Below are 23598 nucleotides of genomic sequence, written 5' to 3' on the forward strand. Positions count from 1 at the left end.
TAAATCTGTTCACAAAAGTTATCAAAAGGCGTTTACAAGGTATTTACAATTGAGTTGAAGCGGATTTCGCTGCTTATGCCCACCCTTTATTTGACAAGTTTAACACATTTGTAACCAATTTGATTTGAGTACATTTGTTCGCTGCCCTGCTAATAGAGGCTATTTAGGTGCATAAAAAGGCCCCTGCCATCCATGATGGCAGGGGCCTTTTTTAGGTGAGCGGCACTAGCTTGCACTGGGGGTGCGACCCTGGCGGAGCGCTATTCAAAATACTCTTTCGCGAGTGCTTTATCGTGGCCGTAAATGTCATCGCGGAAGTGGGCGTGGCCATCGGCGTCGGCCCAGGCAGTGAGATATACCAGGTACACCGGCAGCTTTTCCTTGAGCGTGATGTACTTCTCGCGGTGCTCGGCGATGGTATCCTGAATGCTGGTCAGGTCCCAGTTGGGATTATTGCGCAGCAGGTAAGTAGCTAGCTTTATAGGCTCTTCCACCCGCACGCAGCCGTGGCTGAAGCTGCGCTTGGTTTGGGCGAACAACTCGTCGTGGGGCGTGTCGTGCAGGTAAATATCGTTTGAGTTGGGGAAGATAAACTTCACGTCGCCGAGGTCATTTTTCGGGCCGGGGCGGCGGCGCAAAGTATACTTGAAGTTATCCTGCGTGACGCCGGCCCAGTCGATAGTAGTAGGGTCAATGACCGTGGCTTTGCGGCCGTAGCCCTTCACCACTTCCATGTCGAGGCGGTCGAGGTAATTGGGGTTAGCTTCGAGCTTCGAGCGTAGCTCCTTGTCGATAATGCTGTAGGGCACGTTCCAGTAGGGGGCCAGCACGACGTACTCCATCTTGTCGGAAAAGACGGGCGTTGCGGTGAGTGCCTTGCCCACGATGACGCGCATGGTGAGAGCTTCCTTGCCCTGCTCGTACACCCGCAGGCGGTACTCGGGGATGTTCACGATAAGATAGTCGGGCTCAAATTTTTTGGGCAGCCAGCGCCAGCGCTCCATGTTCAGGATAACCTGGTTGATGCGCGCCTGGATGGGCACGTTGAGCTGGTGCAGGGTTTCGCCGGTGACCAGGCCAGTCGGCGGCAAGCCCAGGTCACGCTGAAAATTTTTGACGGTCGTCACCAGCGTGGGGTCATAGACGGTGCCGGCGGGGGTAGTAATATTAATTACCGGCTTGGCCGTGGCAGCCGTCGTAGCGGGGGTTTGGCCGGTGGACTCGCCGCCCAGCAGGCGCTGGCGCAGCAGGTTCACCACGGGCAGGTTGTCGCCGGGCTTGAGGTGGGTAGTGCCCGGCAGCGCGGGCCAGCCGCCCGCCGCCTGCCGGGCGCGCAGCAGGGCCAGCGCCTTTTTGAGGTGCTCGTATTCGGGGTGCAGCGGCGCGAAGTCGTAGTAGGGGTACGTGCTCTCGCGCTCCCGCAAAATCGTCATCAGGGCATGGTCGAGCTTGATTTTATTGCGCTTGACTTTCCAGGCGTCGTTCTTAGTATCGCGGGGGTTTGCTACCCCCCGGTAATAGTCCGAAGCCCAGGCAAAATAGCTGCCCGACAGGGTCACGTCGAGCTTACGCTCCAGCTGGTTGCGGCGCGCGGTATCCTGGCCCACGCTTTTGAGCGAGGCTAGCATATCGGTTATCTGCTTGATATCATAGTGCTTAGGGTCCAGGCCATCATCTTTCGCTTTAGCTACTACGCTCAGGAAGGTATTGGCCTGCGGCACGAGCTTGTGCTCCCGGAACCAGCCCAGCCGAAACTGCCGCTCGCGGTAAAACTTGCGGGCCCAGCGCTCCTGCGTCTTAAAGCGGGCGTTGGCCTGCATGGCCCTAATGACAAAAACGCTGTCGAGGTGCGGCTCGGGGCCACTGGTATTGTCGGTGACGACCGTATCGTTTTTGGGGTTCGTCTGCTCGATTTGGCTGCCCTTGCTGCCGCACGAGGCCAGCAGCCCAGGCAGGCCGAGCAGCCCTACAAACAGGGCAAACGAAAGAAAGTGTAGTCGAATTTTAAAAGGCATTTAGAAGGGGAAAATGGCGGGGCCGGGCAAGCTAACGTTAACTGACCAGTGCCCGGCCCCGTGCGAAGCTGATGGCAGGAAATGCTCGTTTTACTGAGCAGCTGCCGGGCGGGTTGCTCCCGGCGCATAACATCGATGCAAATTCCGCTCCTAAAAGTAATCTAAAAGCCCGGACTAAAAGGGGGTAAGTCGCGTACTTTTTAGGCGGGCCTGTTTGCCAATGCCAGGTCCGCTTACCTGGGCTTGCTGCTTCCAAGCGGGGGAGCCCAGGCAATTTTAAAAGTATGTAGCATTTCATTATTTCTGATTTTTCACTTTTCACTTATGCCCACTACTCCTTCCTCTACTCCCCCTCCCGCCAGCGACCCGCACAGCTTCGCGCAGGGACCGGCGCTGGCTCACCTCACCCTGGCCCTGGCAGTTGACTTTGCCCGCCAGACCCTGGCGGGCGCGGCAACCTGGCAGCTGGCCGCCCCACCGGCCGAGCCCACCGAGCTGGTGCTCGACACCCGCGACCTGATTATTGAACAGGTCTGGACAAACGCCGCGGGCACTGGCCCCGAGGCCGCGCACACGCTGGACACCCCCAATGCGACGCTGGGCCAGGCGCTGCGCATCGCGCTGCCTGCGGGCACGGCGGCCGTGCGCATTGCGTACCGCACGAGCCCGCACGCGGCAGCGCTCCAGTGGCTGGCCCCGGCCCAAACAGCCGGCCGGCACCCGTTCCTGTTCACGCAGTCGCAGGCTATTCTGGCGCGCACCTGGCTGCCTTGCCCCGACTCGCCGGGCCGGCGCTTCACCTACGCGGCCGAGGTGGAAATTCTGGGCGAAGAGCGCGGGCAGCTGCTGGCCCTGATGAGCGCCGAGAACCCACAGGCCACCGCCGCCGATGGGCACTACCACTTCCGGCAGCCGCAGCCGGTGCCGGCCTACCTGCTGGCGCTGGCCGTGGGCCGCCTCGACTTTGCCCCACTCAGTGAGCGCACCGGAATCTATGCCGAACCCGCTACCCTCCCCCGCGCCACCCACGAGTTTGGAGAGCTGGACCGCATGGTGCAGGCTGCCGAACAATTGTATGGACCCTACCGCTGGGGGCGCTATGATTTACTTGTGTTACCAGCAAGTTTTCCATTTGGTGGCATGGAAAACCCTTGTTTAACATTTGTAACACCTACTATTATAACTGGCGACCGCAGCCTGACCAGCCTGGTAGCGCACGAGCTGGCCCACTCGTGGAGCGGCAACCTGGTTACAAATGCAACCTGGAATGATTTCTGGCTAAACGAAGGCTTCACGGTCTATTTCGAGCGCCGCATTATGGAGCAGCTCTACGGCCGGCCCTACGCCGACATGCTGCAAGTGCTGGGCGAAGCCGACCTGCACCACACCTTGCAGGAGCTGGGGCCGGCCAGCGCGGCCACTCACCTGCGCCTGCACCTGGCGGGCCGAGACCCTGACGACGGCCTCAACGACATTGCCTATGAGAAGGGCTGCCTGCTGCTGCTGACCCTGGAGCACCTGGTGGGCCGGCCCCGCCTCGACGCCTTTATTACGGAGTACTTCACCCGGTTCGCGTTTCAGAGCATGGACACCGACCGCTTCGCCGCCTACCTCACCCAAACCCTGCTGACACCTGATGAAGCCGCGCGCCTCGACCTGCCGGCTTGGCTCGATGGCCCCGGCCTGCCGCCCGGCGCTCCCGCAGCTACCTCGGCCCGCCTGGCCGGCGTGGATGCGGCCCTGGCCCGGCTGGCCACCGGCACGCCGCCCACCGAGCTGCACCCTATAACTAAGGAGTGGAGCAGCCAGGAGTGGGAGCACTTCCTGCGTGGCCTACCCCCCACCCTGCCCACTGAGGCCGTGGCCCGGCTCGACGCCGCTTTTCACTTCACCAACTCGGGCAATGCCGAGCTGCTGGCCACCTGGTTTCCGCTGGCGCTGCGGGCAGGCTACGCGCCGGCCGATGCCGCGCTCGAAAACTTTTTGCGGCACGTGGGGCGACGCAAGTTTTTGGTGCCCCTCTACCGGGCGCTGCTGGGCACGCCCGGCGGCCGGGCACGGGCGCAGCGCCTCTACCAGCTGGCGCGGCCCAACTACCACTCGGTGGCCACGAGCAGCCCCGATGCGCTGCTGGCGGGGGGGTAGGGCGGGCCGCCCTATCATCCTGCCGTACTTTTGCCTGCTTACAACATCTATCGGTTACCGTTGAAAAATCTTATTCCACGCGGCAAGCTCATTGCCATTGGGGGCAACGAGGACAAAGGCACCTACCCCACCGTCCGCAGCAAGCGCCAGTACTACCTGAATTTTTTCGAGCTGGGCATTCTCAAGCGCGTCGTTTCGGAGTCGGGCAAAACTGACCCGCGCATTGAAGTAATCACCACGGCGTCCATGATTCCGCAGGAGGTGGGTCCGATTTACATCGGCTCGTTTGCCATGCTCAATTGCCACAATGTGGGCATCATGGACATTCGCACGCCCGAGGATGCGCGGCAGCCCGAGTACCTGGCGCGCCTGCGGGCCGCCGATGTGGTCATGTTTTCGGGCGGCAACCAGTCGCGCCTGCGCGATATGTTTGGCGACACCGATTTTCTCGACACCCTCACCCGCCGCTATTTTGCCGAGGAGCATTTCGTGATTGCCGGCACCAGCGCCGGCGCAATGGCCATGTCGCAGCACATGATTCGGGGCGGCTCGGTGCCCGATGCCTTGTTAAAGGGTGCCGTGAAAATGGGCACCGGCCTCAGCCTGTCGCCGCCAGCCATTATCGACTCGCACTTCGTGAAGCGCGGGCGCTTTGGCCGGCTCATTGAGGCGGTAGCGCTCTACCCCAAGCTCATTGGCATTGGCCTGGGCGAGGACACCGGCGTGCTCATCACCGACGGCCACCTGGTCGAAACCATCGGCTCGAACCTGGTCATCATTCTCGACGGCTTTGATATTATGCACAACAACGCCGCCGCCATTAAGAAAGGCACTACCCTCTCCATCGAGAATATCAAGATGCACGTGCTGGCCAAGGGCAACGTGTACTGCATGACCGAGCGCAAGTTTTACGTGAGCAAGGAAGCGGCTAAAAGCGCCGTCTGCTAGCACCAGTTGCTGCCCTACCCCTTGCTAAAAGCGTGGCTTCCCGTTTGGGAGGTTACGCTTTTTTTAGGCCGCTGCTCTATGATATATACCATTTTCCTGGCTAATTGTGCTTATTCTATAAAAAAATGTAATTTATAACTTTTAGCGTATCAACAGCCATTATTGGCCCTAATTTCGAGGTGATTTTAGCTTATCCTTAGTCCACACGATTAAAACCAATCGGCTTTATGAAAAAAAGTTATACTTATCTTCTACTTCTGATGGCTGGCCTGCTGGCGGGGCCGGCGCGAGCACAATATACTTTCAGTGATGCAGCCGGGGGTCTCAATCCTTATAAGCAAGATTTCAACACGCTCTCCGGTAACGTTGCGCTCACAAGCAACCACCTCAGTTCCTTGCCCGAGATATATGCCGAGGCCGAATTTCCAGGCTACCCGGCAGGCTACAATTATTATGCGCCGGGTACCATCTCGGCCAACGACGGCTCCAATGCCACGGGTGATTACTACCACTTCGGCTACGCCAGTGGCATGGGCGCTAGCGACCGTTCTTTTGGGGGTATCGCCTTAACAACCACCGCGAATGGCATTGGCTACGTGGGGATTCGCTTCAAGAATGCGACGAGCGTTACTATCCAGAACCTGGAAGTGCAGTACGCGATGGAGCAATGGTATAACTCGGGCCGCCAGGATGCTGCCCAGGTAGATGTATCGTACCTGACTGGCTCCTCGGTAGCCAGCCTGCTACAGGCTACCGGCACCTGGGTAAGCGTGCCCGCCCTGCAAGTGAAGGCGCCTTCTACCGCCACGGTTATCGCCAGCCGCGATGGCAACTCGGCCGCCAACCGCCGCCAGGTTTCCACCACCATCACGGGCATCAACCTGGCTCCGGGCCAGGAAGTGATGCTACGTTGGGCCTACGCGCTCAACTCCACTACGAATGGCAATGGTCTTAGCATTGATGACGTGGTAGTGACCCCGGAAACGGGTATCTTTTATTCTAACGCGACCGGCGACCTGAGTGCCCTAGGTACCTGGGGCCAGAATACGGATGGTTCGGGCACGGCTCCTACCAGCTTTAGCGCTGATAATCAGATTTTCTACGTCATGAGCGCCAACCCTGGCACTAACCCGACTTACATTTCTGGCACCACCGCCGACCGCATTGGCGGCATGGCGTCGCCGACCACGGCAAACTGGACTATAGGCGGCGCGAACTCTAAAATAGTTGTGGGCACCGCTGGCGCGCCAGCAACGCTGCTGGTAGATTACACAAAGAATATTACTGGTACAATTGATGTTTCGCCGGGGTCATACTTGGTACACTGCCATACTGATACTTCTCCCTATGGTCCGGCTGGATTCACCCTTGGAACGTTGGCTAGCACTAGCACAGTGGAATATAACAGCAGTTCTACCCCCCATTCTATTCAACCCAATCAATACGGCAACCTAAAGGTTACGGGTAGCGGTTCTAACCCTAGTGAAAATCCTAAGAATTTATTTAATACGACTATCGTGACTGGCACGCTCACGGTAGGTGCCGGCTCGAACCTGGTGCTTGGTAATAACGACCTGACAATCATCAGCTCAGGTAGCATCACAGGTTCGGCTACGGGCTACGTAGTAACCAACGGCACGGGCCGCCTGCGAATGTTGGTGCCGCGCGCCAGCTCCACAGCCTTTGGCCCGCAGGTAGCCTTCCCGGTGGGCAGCAGCTTTACTTCCTACACCCCCGTGACGCTGCAACAAACAACGGCCAACAGCGACGACGTGTTTGAGGTGCGGGTTATTGATAACGTGTACGGCAGCTATGATACCAGCAACAACTACGCGCCGAACGGCCCAGCTATTACCAACCAGGTAGTGAATAAAACCTGGCTCGTGAGCAAGGAAGTGCCCGACAATGCGGCCAACGTGACCATGACCACGCAGTGGAACACGGGTGAGAGCAGCAGCAACTTCATCAATGCTACGGCCCATATCAACCACTATACCGGCGGGGCCTGGGACAGCTACAACACCGAGGTAGGCGTCACGGGTCCCGCTGGCGGGCCCTTTGTGGTGAAGCGCTCCAACATCACCTCCTTCTCGCCGTTCGGGGTTTCTTCGCAGCCCGCCGGCCCCCTACCCGTCGTGCTGACGGCCTTCACCGCGGAACGCAACGGCGCGGGCGTGCGCTGCGCCTGGACTACTGCCAGCGAGGTCAACAGCCGGGGCTTCGACGTGGAGCGTAGCCTCGACGGCCACACCTTCACCACCCTGGGCACGGTAGCCGCGGCAGGCACTTCGGCCACGACGCACGCCTATGCCTTCCTGGATGCGCACGCCCCCACTACCACGGCCTACTATCGCCTGCATCAGCTCGATTTGGATGGTACGGCGGCATACTCGCCCGTAGTAGCCGTAGGGCCACTAGCAGGTGTAGCCCCAGCGGCCGGCGCGGCTTTCCCGAACCCTACCGCAGGGCCGCTAACCATCTGGGCCGGGGCCAATGTTACCCAGGCCGAGGTACTAAACGTGCTGGGCGCTTTGGTGCTGAAGCAGCAATTGGCTGAGCCTACCCCCCAGGTAGCCCTCGACCTCAGCAACTTACCCGCCGGGGTGTACCTGGTGCGCCTGGCCACGGCCAACGGGGCGCAAGTTGTGCGCGTCAATAAGCAGTAAGCTTGATTTTCGGACAAAGGCCAGGGCCGGTCAGCAGTGCTGACCGGCCCTTGTCGCGTATGAGCACAGTAGCGCGAAGTTTCCACTTCGTGCGCGAGCACCAGTGAGCATCGTCGTTCGCGCCGGGCGGTGCCGCCTGCTCGCTACGCTCACACACGAAGCGGAAACTTCGCGCTACTGCGCTCCGCGTGCTCAGTCGCCGTAGATGGCAATTTGCTCCTCCCCGGCCGCGTTGCGGCTGGCCCGGTACATGCCTTCCGAATTGAAGGGTAGGGCCAGGTTGCCAGCCGCATCCACCGCGATGAGGCCGCCCTCGCCGCCCACCGGGGCCAGCTTGTCGTGCACCACCACGCGGCAGGCCTCGGCCAGGCTCAGGCCCTTATACGCCATCAGGCAGGCCACGTCGTAGCCCACCACGGCCCGGATAAAATACTCGCCGTGCCCGGTGCAGCTAATGGCGCAGTGGTCATCGGCCCAGGTGCCGGCCCCGATAAGCGGCGTGTCGCCGATGCGCGCGTAGCGCTTGTTGGTCATGCCGCCGGTGCTGGTGGCGGCGGCCAGGTGGCCGCGCAGGTCGCGGGCCACGGCACCCACGGTGCCCTTCTTCCAGTTGGGGTCGGCGGGGGGGGTAGGGCTGGCGGCGTGGTCGAGCTGCATGCGGCCGGCCGCGATGGCTTCCTGAAGTTGGTCGAAGCGCGGCTGGGTGAAAAAATACGCGGGCGGCTGCATCGGCAGGCCGTGTTCGCGGGCCAGCTCGTCGGCACCGGGGTAGGCCAATAATACGTGCTCGGTCTGGTCCATCACGAGGCGGGCGGCGCGGATGGGGTTTTGCACTTCGCGCACGCCGGCCACGGCCCCGGCCCGGCGGGTGGTGCCGTCCATGAGGGCGGCGTCCATCTCGTGGTGGCCTTCGTGGGTGAACACGGCCCCGCGCCCGGCGTTGAAAAGCGGGCAGTCTTCGAGGCTGCGCACGGTAGCCTCTACCGCATCGAGGGCCGGCGCACCCTGGGCCAGCAGCGCCGTGCCCGTAACCAAGGCGGCGGCCAGTGCTGCCCGATAGTCGGCCTCAAGAGCGGGGGTAAGGGTAGCGCGGGCGATGGTGCCGGCACCCCCATGCAAGGCAAGAGCAAACATATTGTGATTAGCTAATTAATTAAGTTTCTGCCGCAAGAACGTCATTTTCCAGCCTTAGCGGCAGTTTATAACCAGAACTCAAGTGGCAATTTGTTCAGGCTCAAAAACTTGCCGCGTGGGTACCAGCCGCTTTTTTTAGCTTGGCTCGCGCCTAACTCGCACAAAATGTCGCCGCCCTACCCCCCACTGCGGCACCCAACGTCAGCTTTCTTCGGTTTTTTTTCGTAGGTTTGGCCTTTGGTTTTCTTCATTTTAAAATTCCCCTTTCTGATGGCATACGACGTAACCGGCCGCCTGCACGAAATCTTTGACGAACAGCAGGTAAGCGACAAGTTCCGCAAGCGCGAGTTCGTCCTCGAAGTACAGGATGGCCAATATCCTGAGCAAATCAAGTTTCAGCTGGTGCAGGACAAAACCGCCCTCATCGACCCCTTCAAAATGGGCGACGAGGTGAAAGTGACCTTCAACCTGCGGGGCCGCGGCTTCAACAAGAACGGCCAGATGCTGTACTTCACCAACCTCGAAGCCTGGCGCATTGAGCCGGCCACGGGTGGCACACCCGCCGGTGGCAGTGGCTCGTCTTACAGCCAGCAGCAGCCCGCTGCCCGCCCGGCGGCGGCCCAAAATCAGAACCCGACCCTGCGCGCGCAGCCCACGGCCCAGCCCATCGCGGGCGACGACGACAACGACCTGCCATTCTAGACCGCAGATTTGACTAATTAAACGGATTGCGCGGATACGCCTGCCTGCGGTGGGCTGCCTGTGCTTTTCGATGTAGTGCGAGCTTTGTAGTTCGCTTTACGAATGCCGATTGTGCCGCTTCCTTTATCGGGGGCGGCACATTTGCGTTTTACCCTGCGTTAAAGCCCCATGAACTTACGCGCACTTATTAGCCAGGGCGAGGGCGAGCGGCTTGAATTCAAGACGAAGACTACCCACCCTACCCGCATCGCGCGCACGTTGTCGTCGCTGGCCAACACGCACGGCGGCCAGGTGCTGGTGGGCGTCGATGACGATGGCCGCGTGGTAGGCGTGCGCGACGCGGAGGAGGAAATGTTTGTGCTGCGCGAGGCCGCCGCGCACTACATCGACCCGCCCCTGACGCTGCACTTTCGCGAAATTGAAACAGATGACGAGCTTATCGTACTGATAGTCGGTGTGCCCGAAAGTCAAAATAAGCCCCACCGCGCCCAGATAGCCCCCGGCGAGTGGCGCGGCTACGTGCGCGTGCGCGACGAAAGCGTGCAAGCCAGCAGCCTCACCGAAAAAATCCTGGCGCGCCAGCAGCCCGAAGCCCACCTCGAAAAACTGCCTCTCAACAAAGACGAGCTGCGCGTGCTCGACTACCTCCAGACCAAGCAGCCGCGCATCACGGTGGCCCAGTTTACCCAACTCATCAACGTGAGTCGCCGCCGCGCCTACCGCACGCTCATCAAGCTGGTGTTGCACGGCTACCTCCGCTACCACGACAAGGAAAAGGAGCCGTATTATACCCTCTAAATCACGGATTACGCAGATTTTAGCGGATTTCACGGATTTCGTGGACGACTAATCAATCATTATTCAATCCAAAAGAGCTGCCTTAACAAGCAGCTCTTTTTGGTAAATAGTGAATCGTCCACGAAATCCGTGAAATCCGCTAAAATCTGCGTAATCCGTGATTTAGTCTTGCTTGCGGGCGCGGGCGACTTTTTTCTCGTCTTTCTCGGCCTTCTTTTCTTTGGTCGATTTAACAGGCTCTTTTTTCTTCTCTTTGCGGGCGTCTTGAGCTTTGGCCATGAGTGAAAATGGTTAGGAATGGAGGGAATAAAAAGAGGATGCTGCGTCAAACTAACGCGATTTCCTGGGTTAATGTTGTGCAATTTCCCGACCTATGCGGGGGGTAGGGCGGGCCAGTAGCGCTCGCGCAAAATGCGCAGGTGATGCTGCTCGTGGCCAGCCACGATATAGAGCAGCGACCGCACCGCCACGGGGCCACCATTGGCACGCCCGGCCCGGTCGAGCTGCCCGCCGTTGAGGCCGCCAAAAAACGCCAGAGTAGCCGCCCGCACGGCGTGATACTCCGTTAGCAAGTCGCTTAGTGGGCGGTCGTTGGCCTCGCTGTTGGCGGCAAATTCATTCTCGTCGAAGCCAGGCAGCTCCTGGGCATCGGCGCGGGCAAAGCGCAGGGCGCGATACGTAAAAATGCGCTCGGCATCGGTGAGGTGCATCAGCACTTCCTTGGGCGTCCATTTGCCGGGGGCGTAGCGCATCAGGGCCTGGGCTTCGGTGAGGCCGGCCAGCTCGCGGTGCAGCTCAGCGGCCTGCTGGCGCAGCTGCGCCAACGGCTCTACATCGGCCGGCACCAGGTCAATATACGCCTGGGTATAAGGCAAGTACGTTCCGGGCGAGGGGCGAACCAGGGTAATAGCGGGGGTAGCGGGCATAGCGGCAAAGGTAGCGGCTCGCCGCAGATACGTAAACTTCCATTTGGCGGCTCCGTGGGGGCGGCGCAGCAGCGGGCGGCTGCCCGTGCGCCAGCGCAAGGGCAGCTTTTCAGTGGCTGCCACAGCAGGCGCGGCCAACTCGCGGGAACCGAAGGCCCAACGCAAAAAATCGGGAAAAATGGCCGCCCAGGTATCGAGGTGGTGGTGGCCGCCGGGTACTTCCACATAGCGCGCGGCGGCGGGGGGTAGCCCCTGCGCGGCAAGAGTAATTAGTAGGTCGAGGGTGTCGTCGATGGCGTCGATAATACCATTTTGGTTGCGGTCGGTGGTTTCGTCGTCGGTGCCGGCTTGCAGCCAGAACTGCTGCCCCGGCCGGGCCGGGCGAGCCAGTACCAGGGTGTGCATCAGGCGGTCGGCGTCGGTGTAGCCGTCGTGCAGCCCCCTACCCCGCCACCAAAACGAGCCGCTGAATGCGCCCGCCCGCAAAAAAGCCTCCGGGTGGTGCCAGGCTAGGTCAAATGCCAGCAGGCCGCCCAGCGACATGCCGGCCACGGCCGCCTCGTCGGGCTCGGCGCTGGCGTGGTAGTGGGCCTGCACGTAGGGCAGCAACTCCTTAAGCATGAAGTCTGTGTAGCGGCCAGCGCGACTGCCGCGGCCCAGGTAGTCGGGGCGGGCGGCCACGCCGTATTCCTGCAAGCGGTCGGCGGCATGAATGGCCACCAACACGAACGGCCGCACCTCGCCCCGCCGGTACAGCCGGTTGAGAGTGGCCGGCAGGCGCAGACGCGCCAGGTCCTGGCCGTCTTGCAGATACAGCACGGGGTAGGGCACGGCCGCGCGGGCCGAAAAGCCCGGCGGCAGCACCACGTCGAGGCGTACTATCCGGCCAAGCGCCACTGAAAATAAATACTCGTCACGCCGCACCACTACGGTGACCCCGCGCGGCGACTGAAACCGGAAAACTTCCATTTCCTCGCAAAGAAACACTTGCGGCTTCATTTCGAAGATATTTGGCCGTTCGGATTTCTTGCTTAGTTTGCGGCCGGTTCCGGCGCGCGCGCCTCCCCCGTCGGACCCTGCCTTTTGCACGAAGAATACCGCCGCTTCTACTCCCATAACCTGGGCACCGACCTCGAAATGATGGTTTTTGGCGACTATGGCTACCCCGTCATCGTTTTCCCCACCTCCAATGGCCGCTACTACGAGGCCAAAGACTTTAAGCTGGTTGACTCGGTGCGCTGGTTTATTGAAAACCGCCTGCTCAAGCTCGTCTGCATCGATAGCGGCGATAAGTGGAGCTGGTATGCCAAGCACCTGCACCCCGGCACCCGCGTGCACAACCACAACCTCTACGACCGCATGGTGAGTGAAGAGCTGGTGCCGCGCTTGCAGCACGAGTGCCAGGTCGAAAAGGTGGGGGTAGCAGGCTGCTCGCTCGGTGGCTATCAAGCGCTTAACTTCGCTTTTCGACACCCTGACCAGGTGGCGCATCTCTTTTCGATGGGCGCGTCCTTCGATATTCGCATGTTTTTGAATGGGCACTACGACGAGCAGGCATACTACCAGAACCCACCCGACTACATGCCTAATGCTCAGAACGATAACTTCTACAAAATGAATATCATCCTGGGTACAGCCGAGCACGACTTCTGCAAAGACGCCAACTACCACATGTCCGATGTCCTGGCGCGCAAGGGCATTCCGCATCGGCTCGACGTGCGGCCCAACGGCACCCACGACTGGCCCGTGTGGCGTGAGATGTTCCCCGAATACGTCTCGACCATCTTTTAGGCGGCCATTCCCGTAAAAGCTTCAGTGCTTTCGCACATCCTACCCTCTCTAAACCCTTAGAACACACGTTCTTCCTACTACCATGAAAAAAATCGGCATCTTGTTCGGCCAGGAGAATTCTTTCCCCCAGGCCTTTGTGGACCGCGTCAATCAAAAAGCCGTAGAGGACATTACGGCTGAGTTTGTTACTATCCAAGAAGTTGAGCAGGCAGTAGCCACCAACTACGCCGTCATCATCGACCGCATCTCGCAGGATGTGCCCTTCTACCGGGCCTATCTCAAAAACGCCGCTCTCATGGGTACGGCCGTGATTAACAACCCATTCTGGTGGAGTGCCGACGAGAAATTCTTCAATAATGCCCTGGCGGTGCAGCTGGGCGTGCCGGTGCCCAAAACACTGCTGCTCCCCAGCAAAGCCCGCCCCGACGACACCAACGAAGGCTCGTTCCGCAACCTCGGCATGTTCGACTGGGAAAAGGCGTTTGAGAAAATCGGCTTCCCGGCCTTTATGAAACCCCACTCGGGCGGCGGCTGGAAGAGCGTATACAAGGTTGATAACCCCTACGAAGCTTACCGCGCCTACGACGAAACCGGCCAGCTGGTAATGCTGTACCAGGAAGCCGTCGATTTCACCGATTACTTCCGTTGCTACTGCCTCGGCGGCAAAGACGTGCTCATCATGCCCTACGAGCCGCGCAACGCCCCGCACCAGCGCTACCAAACGGAAATGAAAACGCAGGGCGAAGCCGGCGAAAAGCTGCTCGCAACGGTGAAGGACTACGTGCTGCGTCTGTGCCAGGGCTTGGGATATGACTTTAACACCGTAGAATTTGCGGTACGCGACGGTATTCCGATTGCCATCGACTTTGGCAATCCCGCCCCCGACGCGGATATTAATTCGGTTGGTCCCAAGAATTTTGAGTGGGTAGTGGAACACGCTGCTAACCTCGCCATTGCGCGCGCCCAGGCCCAAAAGCCCGGCCACGACAACCTCACCTGGGGCACGTTTGTGCAGAAGTCGGCCCCTATACCCACTGCTCCTGGCTCGGCCACGGTTGGCAATGCCATACACGAAACCAATGATTTAGGAGCAAATCCGCCTAAACCCGCTAAAAAGGCCGCTCCCAAAAAAGCCACCGGCCCAAAGCCTGAGCCTATTACGGGGGCTCTACCCACTGACAAAGCGCCGGCCAAGGCTAAAAAGCCCGCTGTTAAAACCAAAGAATAATATGACTTTGCCCGCACCAAGCCAGTTCCACTCGGACTGGCTTGGTGTTGCTGGCATTCTGGCTCGCTGGTTAGGATTTTAGCTTTTCTTTGAACATTACGCGTCTCATCTGCCCTATGTCCCAGCCAGTTTTCACCCTCGGCATCGAGGAAGAGTTTCAAACCATCGACCCCGTCACGCGGGAGTTGCGCTCGCACATGTCGAAAATAGTGGAGGACGGCAAAATAACCCTGCATGAGCAGGTAAAGGCCGAAATGCATGAAGCGGTAGTGGAAGTAGGCACCAATATTTGCAAAAATATTCAGGAGGCACGGCAGGAAGTCAAGCATTTGCGCCGCCAGGTTATTGAGCTAGCCGACCGGGTAGGGCTGAAAATAGCCGCGGCGGGCACACACCCGTTTTCCCGTTGGCAGGACCAGCCCATCACGCCCGACGCCCGCTACGATAAAATAGTGGAAGAATTGCAAGAAGCCGCGCGCTCCAATCTGGTTTTTGGCATGCACGTGCATATCGGCATCGAAAACCGCGATTTGGGCGTGTATATGATGAATGCGCTCCGGTATTTCCTACCCCACCTGTTCGCGCTGAGCACCAACTCTCCTTTCTGGGAAGGCCGCGAAACTGGCTACAAATCTTTCAGAACCAAAGTATTCGAGCGGTTTCCCCGCACTGGTATTCCCGATTATTTTACCAGTGCTTCAGAATATGATGAATTTATTGCGCTGTTAATTAAAACCGGCTGCATCGACAATGGCAAAAAAATATGGTGGGACTTGCGCTTGCATCCGTTTTTTGACACCATCGAATACCGCATTTGTGATATGATGATGCGCTCCGATGAAACCATCGCCGTGGCAGCTGTTATGCAGGCGTTGGTTGCCAAAATTTATAAGCTAAAGTGCCAAAACCTGAATTTTCGGCTCTATCGAAGCGCGCTTATTAAGGAAAATAAGTGGCGGGCCGCCCGCTATGGTATTGATGGCCAATTAATTGACTTTGGCACTGAAGAAGAAAAGCCCGCTCGGCAACTTATTCTGGAGCTTCTGGATTTTGTTGACGACGTACTCGACGACTTGGGTAGCCGCCACGAAGTTGAATACGTGCTGAAAATGCTGGAAATGGGCACTGGCGCCGACCGCCAACTGGCCGTATTTCACCAAACCGGCGATTTAACCAAAGTAGTCGATTATATCCTCAGCGAAACTACGCACGGCCTATAAAATTTGTCTTGAACTATTATTCGTATTTTTACAAAAATCTTGAAAATAATCAATGGCTTAACAGCATTTTTATGAGTGAACTAAAGATTGCTATTTTGGACATGTATGACAATTTCCCGAATGAGGGGATGCGTTGTATTCGGCAGCTATTACGCCGCGCTAGCCAGGAAAACCAGGTAAAATTCTTGGTTGACACCTTCAATGTGCGCGGACAAAACGAGTTGCCTGACCTCACCTATGATATTTATATTTCCAGTGGCGGGCCAGGCAGCCCCCTACCCTCCGCTGAGCCTTGGGAGCCGTTGTATTTCGGTTTTATTGACGCGCTTTTTAATTTTAACAAGCAAAATAAGCGCAAAAAGCATCTGCTATTAATTTGTCACTCGTTTCAATTAATTAGCCGCCACCTTGGCTTGGGTGAAGTCGGTAAACGCAAGTCTACTTCTTTCGGAGTTTTGCCCGTTCATCTCACCGAAGCCGGCCATGCCGACCCGGTCTTCTCACAACTACCCGAGCCTTTTTTTGCCGTCGATTCACGTGATTACCAGCTTATTGACTTGCATCCTGAGCGACTCCTTGAGCTTGGCATAACTATTTTAGGCATGGAAAAAGAACGGCCGCATGTGCCGTTAGCCCGTGCGGTTATGGCCCTGCGCTTTTCAAATGAGATAATGGGTACGCAATTTCATCCTGAAGCTGATGGCGAAGGCATGCTACGCTACATGCTTACCGATGAGCGTAAGCAACAGGTAATCACGGCCTACGGTGAGGAAAAATATCACGAAATGGTGCGTCTTCTTGCCGACCCCAACACGATAGAATTTACCGGGTCCGTTATCGTTCCCGCGTTTTTGCGCCGGGCCGTAGAAGCGCTCCGCGAGCCAGCGCTTGTTTAGCACCAGGCAAAAGAGTCTTTAATTTACCGAAATGGCGCGAATCCCCGAGGTTCGCGCCATTTCTTTACCAATTCCGCTCATGATTTTCGCGCCTCGCCAGTTATTCAATAGCGCCTTTACCCCAGCGCGCTACCAGGAAATGCTAGCTGATATTAGCCGGCAACTGCCTGGCCAGCTCGACTTTAGAGTGGCTGAGACTCCGGTTTTTGTGCCGGCTGGGCTGCGAGATAAATTAATTAAAGCGGGGCAGGATATTATTGACGTACTGCAAAAACCCAATTTCAAAGAATTAACTGACGGAGCTATTCCCAACGGCCAACGCGTACCCAATGAGGATGCCCACGCCGAATTCCTAACGTTTGACTTTGCCGTCTGCCGCGATAAGGCCGGCGAGTTAGAGCCGCAACTCATTGAAATGCAAGGTTTTCCGTCATTATATGCCTTTCAGGCATATCTGCCGGGCATTTTCAGTAAACACTTCCCAATTGACAAATCTGTTTCGCCTTTTTTAGGTGTTGCCGACGAAGCAGCTTATCTGGCTGAAGTGGGAAAATTAATTCTTGGTGACGAGGACCCAGAGAATGTTATTCTCCTGGAATTATTCCCTGAGCAGCAAAAAACCCGAGTCGATTTTGCGCTAACCAAGAAATTCTGGGACATTGATGCTGTTTCCTTGCCAGATATTATTAAAAAAGGGCGGGAATTATTCTACATAAAAGATGGTCGGGAAATTCAGATAAAACGAATTTATAACCGTATTATTTTTGATGAATTAGCTCGCTATCCCAACCTACATCCCGCGTTCAGCCTAACCGATGACGTAGATGTAACCTGGGTTGGCCACCCCAACTGGTTTTTTAGAATCAGTAAATACACCCTACCCCTGGTAAAAAGCGAATATGCCCCGGCTAGTTATTATTTGCAGGATTTGAAGGAATACCCGCAGGATTTAGAAAATTACGTATTAAAGCCTCTTTTCTCTTTTGCCGGAGCGGGCGTGCGGCTGCACGTGACCCGACAGGATTTGGAAGCAATTTCTGACAAGGAGAACTATTTATTGCAGCGTAAAGTCACGTATGAACCTGTTGTGCAAGCGCCAGATGGCTTGATTAAGTGCGAAATCCGCCTACTTTATATCTGGCCCCATTCGGCATCGCAACCCACACTGCTAGCTGGACTGGCCCGGCTGAGCCGAGGCGAAATGATTGGCGTCGATTTCAATAAAAACAAAGATTGGGTAGGTGGCACTACCCCGCTGTTTGAGCGATAAGTATTTTGGCTTTCGAGTTTATGAGAAGGGGTAGGGAACCAAGTTCCAAGCGTATTCGTAACAGAACACCCACTACTTTTCCTGCTTTATATGACAAGCTTAAAGCAACGCGGTCTTAAAATCTCCAAGAACGCTATTTTCAATTTATTTATTAACCGTGCTACTAAGCTATTAGGGCGTCCGTTCAAAGTCGTTACTATTTTGAATGAAACGGCTACTAAATTAGCAGATGAAGAGAGCAGAGACAACAAATTCAAGCAGCTTTTTGACGTTGCACTCACCTTAGTGCGATTAGTACGTAGCTATGCGACTGGCGAGTACCGCGACATAAAAAACAGCACGGTTATTTCGGGCTTCGCTGTCTTGCTCTATATTCTCTCACCCGTCGATTTAATTCCGGACTTTATTCCGGTCGTAGGGTTTTTAGATGACCTCAGTTTGGTGAGTTGGTTTATGGGAAAATTTCAAGGGGAGGTAGTTCGCTTCAGGGAATGGGAAGTGCGTATTGCTCAGCTTCCTGTCCCCGGCTCGGCAGATGGCGACCCCACCCTCCCCGCCGTAGCGGAGCTGGGGCATTCCTAACTACTAAGTAGCTCATCGCTGTTTATCGAATCTACACAGTCATTTTTTTGGTATTAAGTACCTGTTAGTAAACAATTTATGTTGAAATGGATGGTCATGCTCATCTGGTGTCCGCTTGTCGAAGCATCTCTACTGCGTAACTAACTCTAAACTTTTAAATTACTCTCGTGGTAAAGATGCTTCGACAAGCGGACGCCAGATAAGCATGACATGCTTTATAGCAAACTAATTAGCAACGGGTACTTAGCTTAAATTAATTTTAAAGATTTATCACTCGTATTAATTCAATTTTTTTGTGAATTTCCGCTATTTAGTAATTACTGGCTTCTTCTCAGCAGGTGGTGTAGCACAGGCTTTTTCGCGTGAGCCAGTTGAGCCAATTTCTACTCAGCAGTTGGTTAACCGGTTGTTTTCGGCTATTCAATCTTTAAAGACTTTACGCTGCCTTGTTGATACGCAGGAGCGCATTGGCCGCAGCTATACGCCTGGGCGCACGCTGATGAAGTTGTCTTTCAGCCCATTGAAAATATACATAAAAAATCAGAAAAACGTTGAAATACTCTACGTTACTGGCCAAAATAACAATGATGCCTGGGTTTATCCTGGTGCTTTTCCATACATCACGCTCAGTCTCAATCCTACTGGGTAGCTCATGCGTAAGGGCCAACATCATACAGTGCTTCAGGCTGGGTTTGGTACCATAACGGATTTGCTTAGTAATGCAAATGGGTCGGGTAGCACCGTTTTTACCCATTCGTTTCGGTACGCTGGCGATACGCTCGCGCAGGGTCAGCCCGCTTATATTTTACGCTCTGACTATCCTCAATTTCAGTATATTGCCTATAAAGCTGGTCGTAACGAAACCGTTCATTCCATTGCCAACTACTTCGGTTGTGGAGAATACCGGATTATGGAACGCAATAATTTGGAAGTAGCTAGTAAGTTGACGGAGGGGCAAGTTTTACAAGTGCCTAATTCGTATGGGCGGCGTACGATTTTAGTAGTAAACGCCAAAACTTATCTCCCATCATCTGTTACGGTGTATGATGACCGTGGATTATACGAGAAGTATACCTTTCTGAACGTCGTACCCAATCAGCTAATTGCCACCCCTGAATTTACCAAAGATTACCAAGGATATAAACTTTGATTACGACTTATCAGCTAAGCAAACGTAATAGGCATAAAGTTTATTCATAGCTACGCACAAAAGGAGGAGTGGAAATGATTCCACCCCTCCTTTCGCGTAATAAAGCATCGTATAGGCAGGCCCGATTGAGCTTTTCTTAATTCAACGCCTCTCAGCCGTTGCTTTTAACGGCGCATTGTTTTTTCAATTTGGTCCCACATATTCGGGGTCAGGGCTTGGAGCTTATTGAATTCACCGGCACCGTTTAGCCATTCGCCCCCGTCAATGGTTACGACTTCGCCATTGATGTAGGCCGAAAAATCTGACACGAGATAAGCGGCCAGGTTCGCTAATTCCTGATATTGGCCGACGCGCTTGAGCGGCACGCTGGCAGCAGGGTCGAGCTGACTGGCCAGAGGCTCGGGAAACAGTCGGCTCCAGGCACCTTCAGTTGGGAAGGGGCCGGGGGCGATGGCATTGGAACGAATACCGTACTTGGCCCACTCCACGGCCAGCGAGCGAGTGAGCGCCAGCACGCCAGCTTTGGCGGCCGCCGAGGGTACCACAAAAGCCGAGCCCACAGAGGCATACGTTGTAACAATATTAAGAATAGTGCCGGGCTGCTGAGCGGCTATCCAACGCTTCCCCACGGCTAAAGTGCAATTATAAGAGCCCTTTAATACAATATCTACTATCACATCGAATGCTTTATGACTAAGGCGTTCGGTGGGGCTGATAAAGTTGCCGGCGGCGTTGTTGAGCAGGACATCCACCCGCCCAAATTCGTCGTATGTGCGCGCCAGCATGGCTTCTACTTCGTCGTATTTGCGCACGTCGCAGGCCAGAGCTAAAATCCGCCCACCCGTTTGTTGACGTAGTTCAGCCGCCGTTTGCTCCAGTACGGCCAGTTTCCGACTAGTAATAGTCACATTGGCCCCTAATTGCAGAAAATAGGTAGTCATAGCACGGCCCAGGCCAGTGCCCCCCCCAGTCACAATGATAGTTTTACCAGCCAAGGCATTGTCGCGGAGCATGGGTTGCGCGAAGGGATTTGTCATTTTATGGAAGGATAAGCCAGCTCAGACTGGCATGATGAATGCCCTAAGGTAAGTGCCTGCACCTAGTGAGCCCTGATAGTACTGCGTAGCTTTACTCATTCATGTGCAACTTGCAGCTTTGTAACATAGAAAACTAGCGTTCGAAAATACTTTTTATGTCCTCTACTTCCAGTACAAGTTCGGCCGCCGGGCCTTCTACGGTAGCCGTAGTAGGATGTGGCTGGCTGGGTCTGCCTTTAGCCCGCAAGTTATTAGCGCAAGGCTACCGCGTACTAGGCACCACGACTACTGCCGAGCAGCTGCCGTTGTTGGCTGCGGCCGGCATTGAACCCCGCCTGCTTCAACTGGGTAGCGACTTTTCGGCGGCCGATGAAGCCGAGTTGGTGCAATGGCTGCAACAAGCCGATACGCTGGTCATCAACATTCCGCCTCGGGCGGCCGTGGCGGGGGGCTACCCCCAGCTGTTGCGCCCACTGCACCGGGCGGTGGCCGCAGCGCGTATCAAGTCGGTATTGTTTGTATCTACCAGCGGCGTATATCCCGATGAGCCCCGGCTAATGCACGAAACGAACGCCGTGAGCACCCGCGATGCGGCCTCAGACGTGCTGCGTACCGAGGGGCATTTTGTGCCGCGCTATGGCCAATGGCTCAGCACGGTAGTGCGCCTGGGTGGCCTCTTTGGCCCCGACCGGCCGCCGGGGCGCTTCCTGGCGGGCCGCCGCAACTTGCCGCAGGGCGATGCCCCCACCAACCTGCTGCACCTCACCGACGCGGTTGGCGTGCTCAGCGCCATTATTACCCAAAATATCTGGGGGCATACCTTTAACGTGTGCGCGCTTATGCACCCCACTCGGCGCGAATTCTACCCTGCTGCGGCTGCCTACCTGGGTATGGAGCCGCCAACCTTTCAGGCTGAAGGCGCTGGTGGAAAGGTCATTGAATCCACGCTGGTGCGCAGCCTGGTGCCTTATAGCTTTCAGCACGATGATGTGCTGGCTGCCCTGCCTTACTGCTAAAAGTGGGGGGTAGGGATGGCAGGCTGATTATCTTTGTGCATGCCTTTGCCAAACGACTCTCCTACCCCACTGCCCGCCGTAGCTGTGCTGGGCGGCGGGGCGGCGGGCTTCTTCGGGGCCATCGCCTGCGCCGAGGCCAATCCGCGGCAGCTGGTTTATTTGCTTGAAAAAAGCCCCAAGCTGCTGAGTAAGGTGCGGATTTCGGGGGGCGGGCGCTGCAACGTCACGCACGCCTGCGAATCGGCGGCGCAGCTGGTGCAGCACTACCCCCGCGGCGGCCGGCAATTGAAAGAGGCCTTCCGGCAGTTTGGCGTAGCCGATACCATTGCCTGGTTTGCCGAGCGTGGCGTGGCGCTCAAGACCGAGGCCGATGGCCGCATGTTTCCGACCACCGACAGCAGCGAAACCATTGCGCGCGCCCTCGAAGATGCCGCGCGCCGGGCGGGCGTGCGAGTGCTATCCCGCACCGCGGCCGACGAAATTACAGCTCTGCCCGAAGGGGGATTCAGCCTCAGACTCAGCGGGGAGGGTAGCGCCGCCATCGGCCCCGAGCTGCGCGTGGGCCGCCTGCTGGTGGCTACCGGCGGCAACCCCAAGTCGGCGGCCTACGACTGGCTGCGGGCGCTGGGCCACAGCGTGGCGGAGCCGGTGCCCTCGCTCTTTACGTTCAACGTGCCGACGTCGCCGCTGCGCGAGCTGCCCGGTGTGAGTGTGCCGCACGCCCGCGTGGTGCTGGCCGGCGAAAAACTGCAATACGAAGGGCCACTGCTGGTTACGCACTGGGGCGTGAGCGGGCCGGCGGTGCTCAAGCTCTCGGCCTGGGGGGCGCGCCGCTTGCACGAGCTGGGCTATCACGGCACGGCTCTTATCAGCTGGGTACCAACCTATACCGACGACACATTGCGCGCCTGGACGCAGGCTTTCCGCCTCGACAACGGCAAGAAACAGGTGGCGGCGCACCCACAGTTTGGGCTGCCTACCCGCCTCTGGCGCACGCTGGTGGCCGAGGCCGGCATCGGGGCCGAGGCGCGCTGGAACGAGGTGCCGGCCAAAGCCCAAAACCGCTTGCTGGAGCTGCTATTGCGCACGCCATTGCAGGTGCAGGGTAAGACCACGCACAAGGACGAATTCGTGACCTGCGGCGGCATTCCGCTAAATGAAGTGCACTTGGCTACGATGGAAAGCCGCCGCGTGCCGGGCCTGCACTTCGCCGGTGAGGTGCTGGATATTGACGGCATTACGGGTGGCTTCAATTTTCAGGCTGCCTGGACTACGGGCTTTTTGGCGGGAGTAGCGCTGGCGAAAGCGGGGCAGCCGGTAGGTTAGCAACCTGCTCATAGTGCTTGGAAACGGAACAAAATCGGGGCATTCTAATGGCCGGCTGTAACCCTGCGGGCAGTTGGCTAGTAAACTACCTTACCTTTCCAACTTAAATTTCCTTTTCCAATCATGGAAGCCAAAGTCACCCAAGCCGCCCTCAACGAACTTATCACCGTGCTCAAAGATGGCCAGAAAGGCTACGCCGACGCAATGGTCGACGTAAAAGACGCCCACCTGAAGGAGCTATTCAAAAAATACTCGGCCCAGCGTGCTGGCTACGTTACGGAGCTGGAAGACCAGATGTTCAAGCTGGACCTCAAGCCCGACACCACCGAAGGCTCGTCCGTAGTAGGCGCTATCCACCATGTATGGATTGACTTGAAATCGGCCGTTACCGGCCACAATAACCACGCTATCCTCGCTGAGTGTGAGCGCGGTGAGGACGTAGCCAAAAAGGCTTATGCCGAAGCAAGCAAAGCTCAGGACCTGCCTAGCGACCTCAAGTCGATTATTGAAAAGCAGTCGGCTGGCGTTCTCGCTGCCCACAATGAAATCCGCGGCCTGCGCGACTCGTCTAAATAGACCGCAGATTAAACGGATTTCGCAGATACGCTTGTTGCACAGGCTGACTACTCAGGTTTAGAAATAGACTTTGAGAATAACTCGAAAAACCTGCAATAGAAAAGGCTGCCCTCACGAGCAGCCTTTTCTATTGCAGGTTTTTCGAGTTATTCTCAAAGCTTAAAAACGACGA

17 protein-coding genes and 2 pseudogenes are annotated in these 23598 nt (G+C 56.8%); 14 read left to right on the forward strand and 5 right to left on the reverse strand.

Annotated elements, in window-relative coordinates; translation table 11 throughout:
* Nucleotides 1–260: 260 nt before the first annotated feature.
* Nucleotides 261–2015, reverse strand: a complete 1755-nt coding sequence (locus A0257_05120; GenBank protein ID AMR26551.1) for a hypothetical protein — start codon at nucleotides 2013–2015, stop codon at nucleotides 261–263.
* Between the two features lie 324 nt (nucleotides 2016–2339).
* On the opposite strand from A0257_05120, the gene A0257_05125 reads away from it, so the two are divergent.
* From A0257_05125 to A0257_05135, 3 genes are all read left to right on the forward strand, one after another.
* Nucleotides 2340–4160: an aminopeptidase gene (locus tag A0257_05125; GenBank protein AMR26552.1), complete on the forward strand. Its 1821-nt coding sequence runs from the start codon at nucleotides 2340–2342 to the stop codon at nucleotides 4158–4160.
* A gap of 60 nt (nucleotides 4161–4220) precedes the next feature.
* On the forward strand, nucleotides 4221–5108 hold the full coding sequence (locus A0257_05130) for a cyanophycinase (GenBank protein AMR26553.1): 888 nt from the start codon (nucleotides 4221–4223) through the stop codon (nucleotides 5106–5108).
* A 260-nt stretch (nucleotides 5109–5368) separates the two neighbouring features.
* Nucleotides 5369–7774, forward strand: coding sequence for a hypothetical protein (locus A0257_05135; protein ID AMR26554.1), 2406 nt, complete (start codon nucleotides 5369–5371; stop codon nucleotides 7772–7774).
* Nucleotides 7775–7966: 192 nt separating this feature from the next.
* Here A0257_05135 and A0257_05140 read toward each other — a convergent pair whose 3' ends face one another.
* Nucleotides 7967–8908, reverse strand: coding sequence for an isoaspartyl peptidase (locus tag A0257_05140; GenBank protein AMR26555.1), 942 nt, complete (start codon nucleotides 8906–8908; stop codon nucleotides 7967–7969).
* Between the two features lie 270 nt (nucleotides 8909–9178).
* Here A0257_05140 and A0257_05145 point away from each other — a divergent pair, with 270 nt between their 5' ends.
* Together A0257_05145 and A0257_05150 are read left to right on the forward strand one after the other, a co-directional pair.
* Nucleotides 9179–9610: a hypothetical protein gene (locus A0257_05145; protein ID AMR29626.1), complete on the forward strand. Its 432-nt coding sequence runs from the start codon at nucleotides 9179–9181 to the stop codon at nucleotides 9608–9610.
* A 168-nt stretch (nucleotides 9611–9778) separates the two neighbouring features.
* Nucleotides 9779–10408, forward strand: coding sequence for a transcriptional regulator (locus tag A0257_05150; GenBank protein ID AMR26556.1), 630 nt, complete (start codon nucleotides 9779–9781; stop codon nucleotides 10406–10408).
* Between the two features lie 1073 nt (nucleotides 10409–11481).
* Here A0257_05150 and A0257_05155 read toward each other — a convergent pair.
* Nucleotides 11482–12303, reverse strand: a pseudogene (locus A0257_05155) (esterase).
* A 114-nt stretch (nucleotides 12304–12417) separates the two neighbouring features.
* On the opposite strand from A0257_05155, the gene A0257_05160 reads away from it, so the two are divergent.
* The 6 genes and pseudogenes from A0257_05160 (at nucleotide 12418) to A0257_05185 (ending at nucleotide 18321) form a co-directional block, all read left to right on the forward strand.
* Nucleotides 12418–13125 carry an esterase gene (locus A0257_05160; protein ID AMR26557.1) on the forward strand — a complete coding sequence of 236 codons (708 nt, stop codon included), beginning with the start codon at nucleotides 12418–12420 and terminating at the stop codon, nucleotides 13123–13125.
* Between the two features lie 82 nt (nucleotides 13126–13207).
* Nucleotides 13208–14146 (forward strand): annotated as a pseudogene (locus tag A0257_05165) (glutathione synthase).
* A gap of 323 nt (nucleotides 14147–14469) precedes the next feature.
* A complete protein-coding gene (locus A0257_05170) occupies nucleotides 14470–15573 on the forward strand; it encodes a carboxylate--amine ligase (protein ID AMR26558.1) in 1104 nt (367 codons plus the stop codon).
* 71 nt (nucleotides 15574–15644) lie between these two features.
* Complete coding sequence (locus A0257_05175; protein ID AMR29627.1) at nucleotides 15645–16469, forward strand: GMP synthase; 825 nt, start codon at nucleotides 15645–15647, stop codon at nucleotides 16467–16469.
* A 79-nt stretch (nucleotides 16470–16548) separates the two neighbouring features.
* Nucleotides 16549–17739: a hypothetical protein gene (locus A0257_05180; protein AMR29628.1), complete on the forward strand. Its 1191-nt coding sequence runs from the start codon at nucleotides 16549–16551 to the stop codon at nucleotides 17737–17739.
* 90 nt (nucleotides 17740–17829) lie between these two features.
* Complete coding sequence (locus A0257_05185) at nucleotides 17830–18321, forward strand: hypothetical protein (GenBank protein AMR26559.1); 492 nt, start codon at nucleotides 17830–17832, stop codon at nucleotides 18319–18321.
* Between the two features lie 436 nt (nucleotides 18322–18757).
* Here A0257_05185 and A0257_05190 read toward each other — a convergent pair whose 3' ends face one another.
* Together A0257_05190 and A0257_05195 are read right to left on the reverse strand one after the other, a co-directional pair.
* The gene (locus tag A0257_05190) at nucleotides 18758–18994 is read right to left on the reverse strand and encodes a hypothetical protein (protein ID AMR26560.1); all 237 of its coding nucleotides are present in this window, start codon (nucleotides 18992–18994) and stop codon (nucleotides 18758–18760) included.
* 641 nt (nucleotides 18995–19635) lie between these two features.
* Entirely contained in the window at nucleotides 19636–20508 is an 873-nt protein-coding gene (locus A0257_05195) for a short-chain dehydrogenase (protein AMR26561.1), read from the reverse strand.
* Nucleotides 20509–20813: 305 nt separating this feature from the next.
* Between A0257_05195 and A0257_05200 the strand changes: the two genes are divergently transcribed.
* From A0257_05200 to A0257_05210, 3 genes are all read left to right on the forward strand, one after another.
* The gene (locus A0257_05200) at nucleotides 20814–21524 is read left to right on the forward strand and encodes a hypothetical protein (GenBank protein AMR26562.1); all 711 of its coding nucleotides are present in this window, start codon (nucleotides 20814–20816) and stop codon (nucleotides 21522–21524) included.
* Nucleotides 21525–21563: 39 nt separating this feature from the next.
* Nucleotides 21564–22850: a flavoprotein gene (locus A0257_05205; GenBank protein AMR26563.1), complete on the forward strand. Its 1287-nt coding sequence runs from the start codon at nucleotides 21564–21566 to the stop codon at nucleotides 22848–22850.
* Between the two features lie 123 nt (nucleotides 22851–22973).
* Nucleotides 22974–23426, forward strand: coding sequence for a hypothetical protein (locus A0257_05210; protein AMR26564.1), 453 nt, complete (start codon nucleotides 22974–22976; stop codon nucleotides 23424–23426).
* Nucleotides 23427–23598: the final 172 nt, after the last annotated feature.

The organism is Hymenobacter psoromatis (assembly GCA_001596155.1).
Taxonomy (GTDB): Bacteria; Bacteroidota; Bacteroidia; order Cytophagales; family Hymenobacteraceae; genus Hymenobacter.

What these genes read in the sequence shown, in the direction of transcription:
- A0257_05120 (AMR26551.1), bottom strand. Translation starts at nt 2,015, where the DNA reads ATGCCTTTTAAAATTCGACTACACTTTCTTTCGTTTGCCCTGTTTGTA.
- A0257_05125 (AMR26552.1), top strand. Translation starts at nt 2,340, where the DNA reads ATGCCCACTACTCCTTCCTCTACTCCCCCTCCCGCCAGCGACCCGCAC.
- A0257_05135 (AMR26554.1), top strand. Translation starts at nt 5,369, where the DNA reads ATGGCTGGCCTGCTGGCGGGGCCGGCGCGAGCACAATATACTTTCAGT.
- A0257_05140 (AMR26555.1), bottom strand. Translation starts at nt 8,908, where the DNA reads ATGTTTGCTCTTGCCTTGCATGGGGGTGCCGGCACCATCGCCCGCGCT.
- A0257_05145 (AMR29626.1), top strand. Translation starts at nt 9,179, where the DNA reads ATGGCATACGACGTAACCGGCCGCCTGCACGAAATCTTTGACGAACAG.
- A0257_05150 (AMR26556.1), top strand. Translation starts at nt 9,779, where the DNA reads ATGAACTTACGCGCACTTATTAGCCAGGGCGAGGGCGAGCGGCTTGAA.
- A0257_05170 (AMR26558.1), top strand. Translation starts at nt 14,470, where the DNA reads ATGTCCCAGCCAGTTTTCACCCTCGGCATCGAGGAAGAGTTTCAAACC.
- A0257_05175 (AMR29627.1), top strand. Translation starts at nt 15,645, where the DNA reads ATGAGTGAACTAAAGATTGCTATTTTGGACATGTATGACAATTTCCCG.
- A0257_05180 (AMR29628.1), top strand. Translation starts at nt 16,549, where the DNA reads ATGATTTTCGCGCCTCGCCAGTTATTCAATAGCGCCTTTACCCCAGCG.
- A0257_05185 (AMR26559.1), top strand. Translation starts at nt 17,830, where the DNA reads ATGACAAGCTTAAAGCAACGCGGTCTTAAAATCTCCAAGAACGCTATT.
- A0257_05190 (AMR26560.1), bottom strand. Translation starts at nt 18,994, where the DNA reads ATGATGTTGGCCCTTACGCATGAGCTACCCAGTAGGATTGAGACTGAG.
- A0257_05195 (AMR26561.1), bottom strand. Translation starts at nt 20,508, where the DNA reads ATGACAAATCCCTTCGCGCAACCCATGCTCCGCGACAATGCCTTGGCT.
- A0257_05205 (AMR26563.1), top strand. Translation starts at nt 21,564, where the DNA reads ATGCCTTTGCCAAACGACTCTCCTACCCCACTGCCCGCCGTAGCTGTG.
- A0257_05210 (AMR26564.1), top strand. Translation starts at nt 22,974, where the DNA reads ATGGAAGCCAAAGTCACCCAAGCCGCCCTCAACGAACTTATCACCGTG.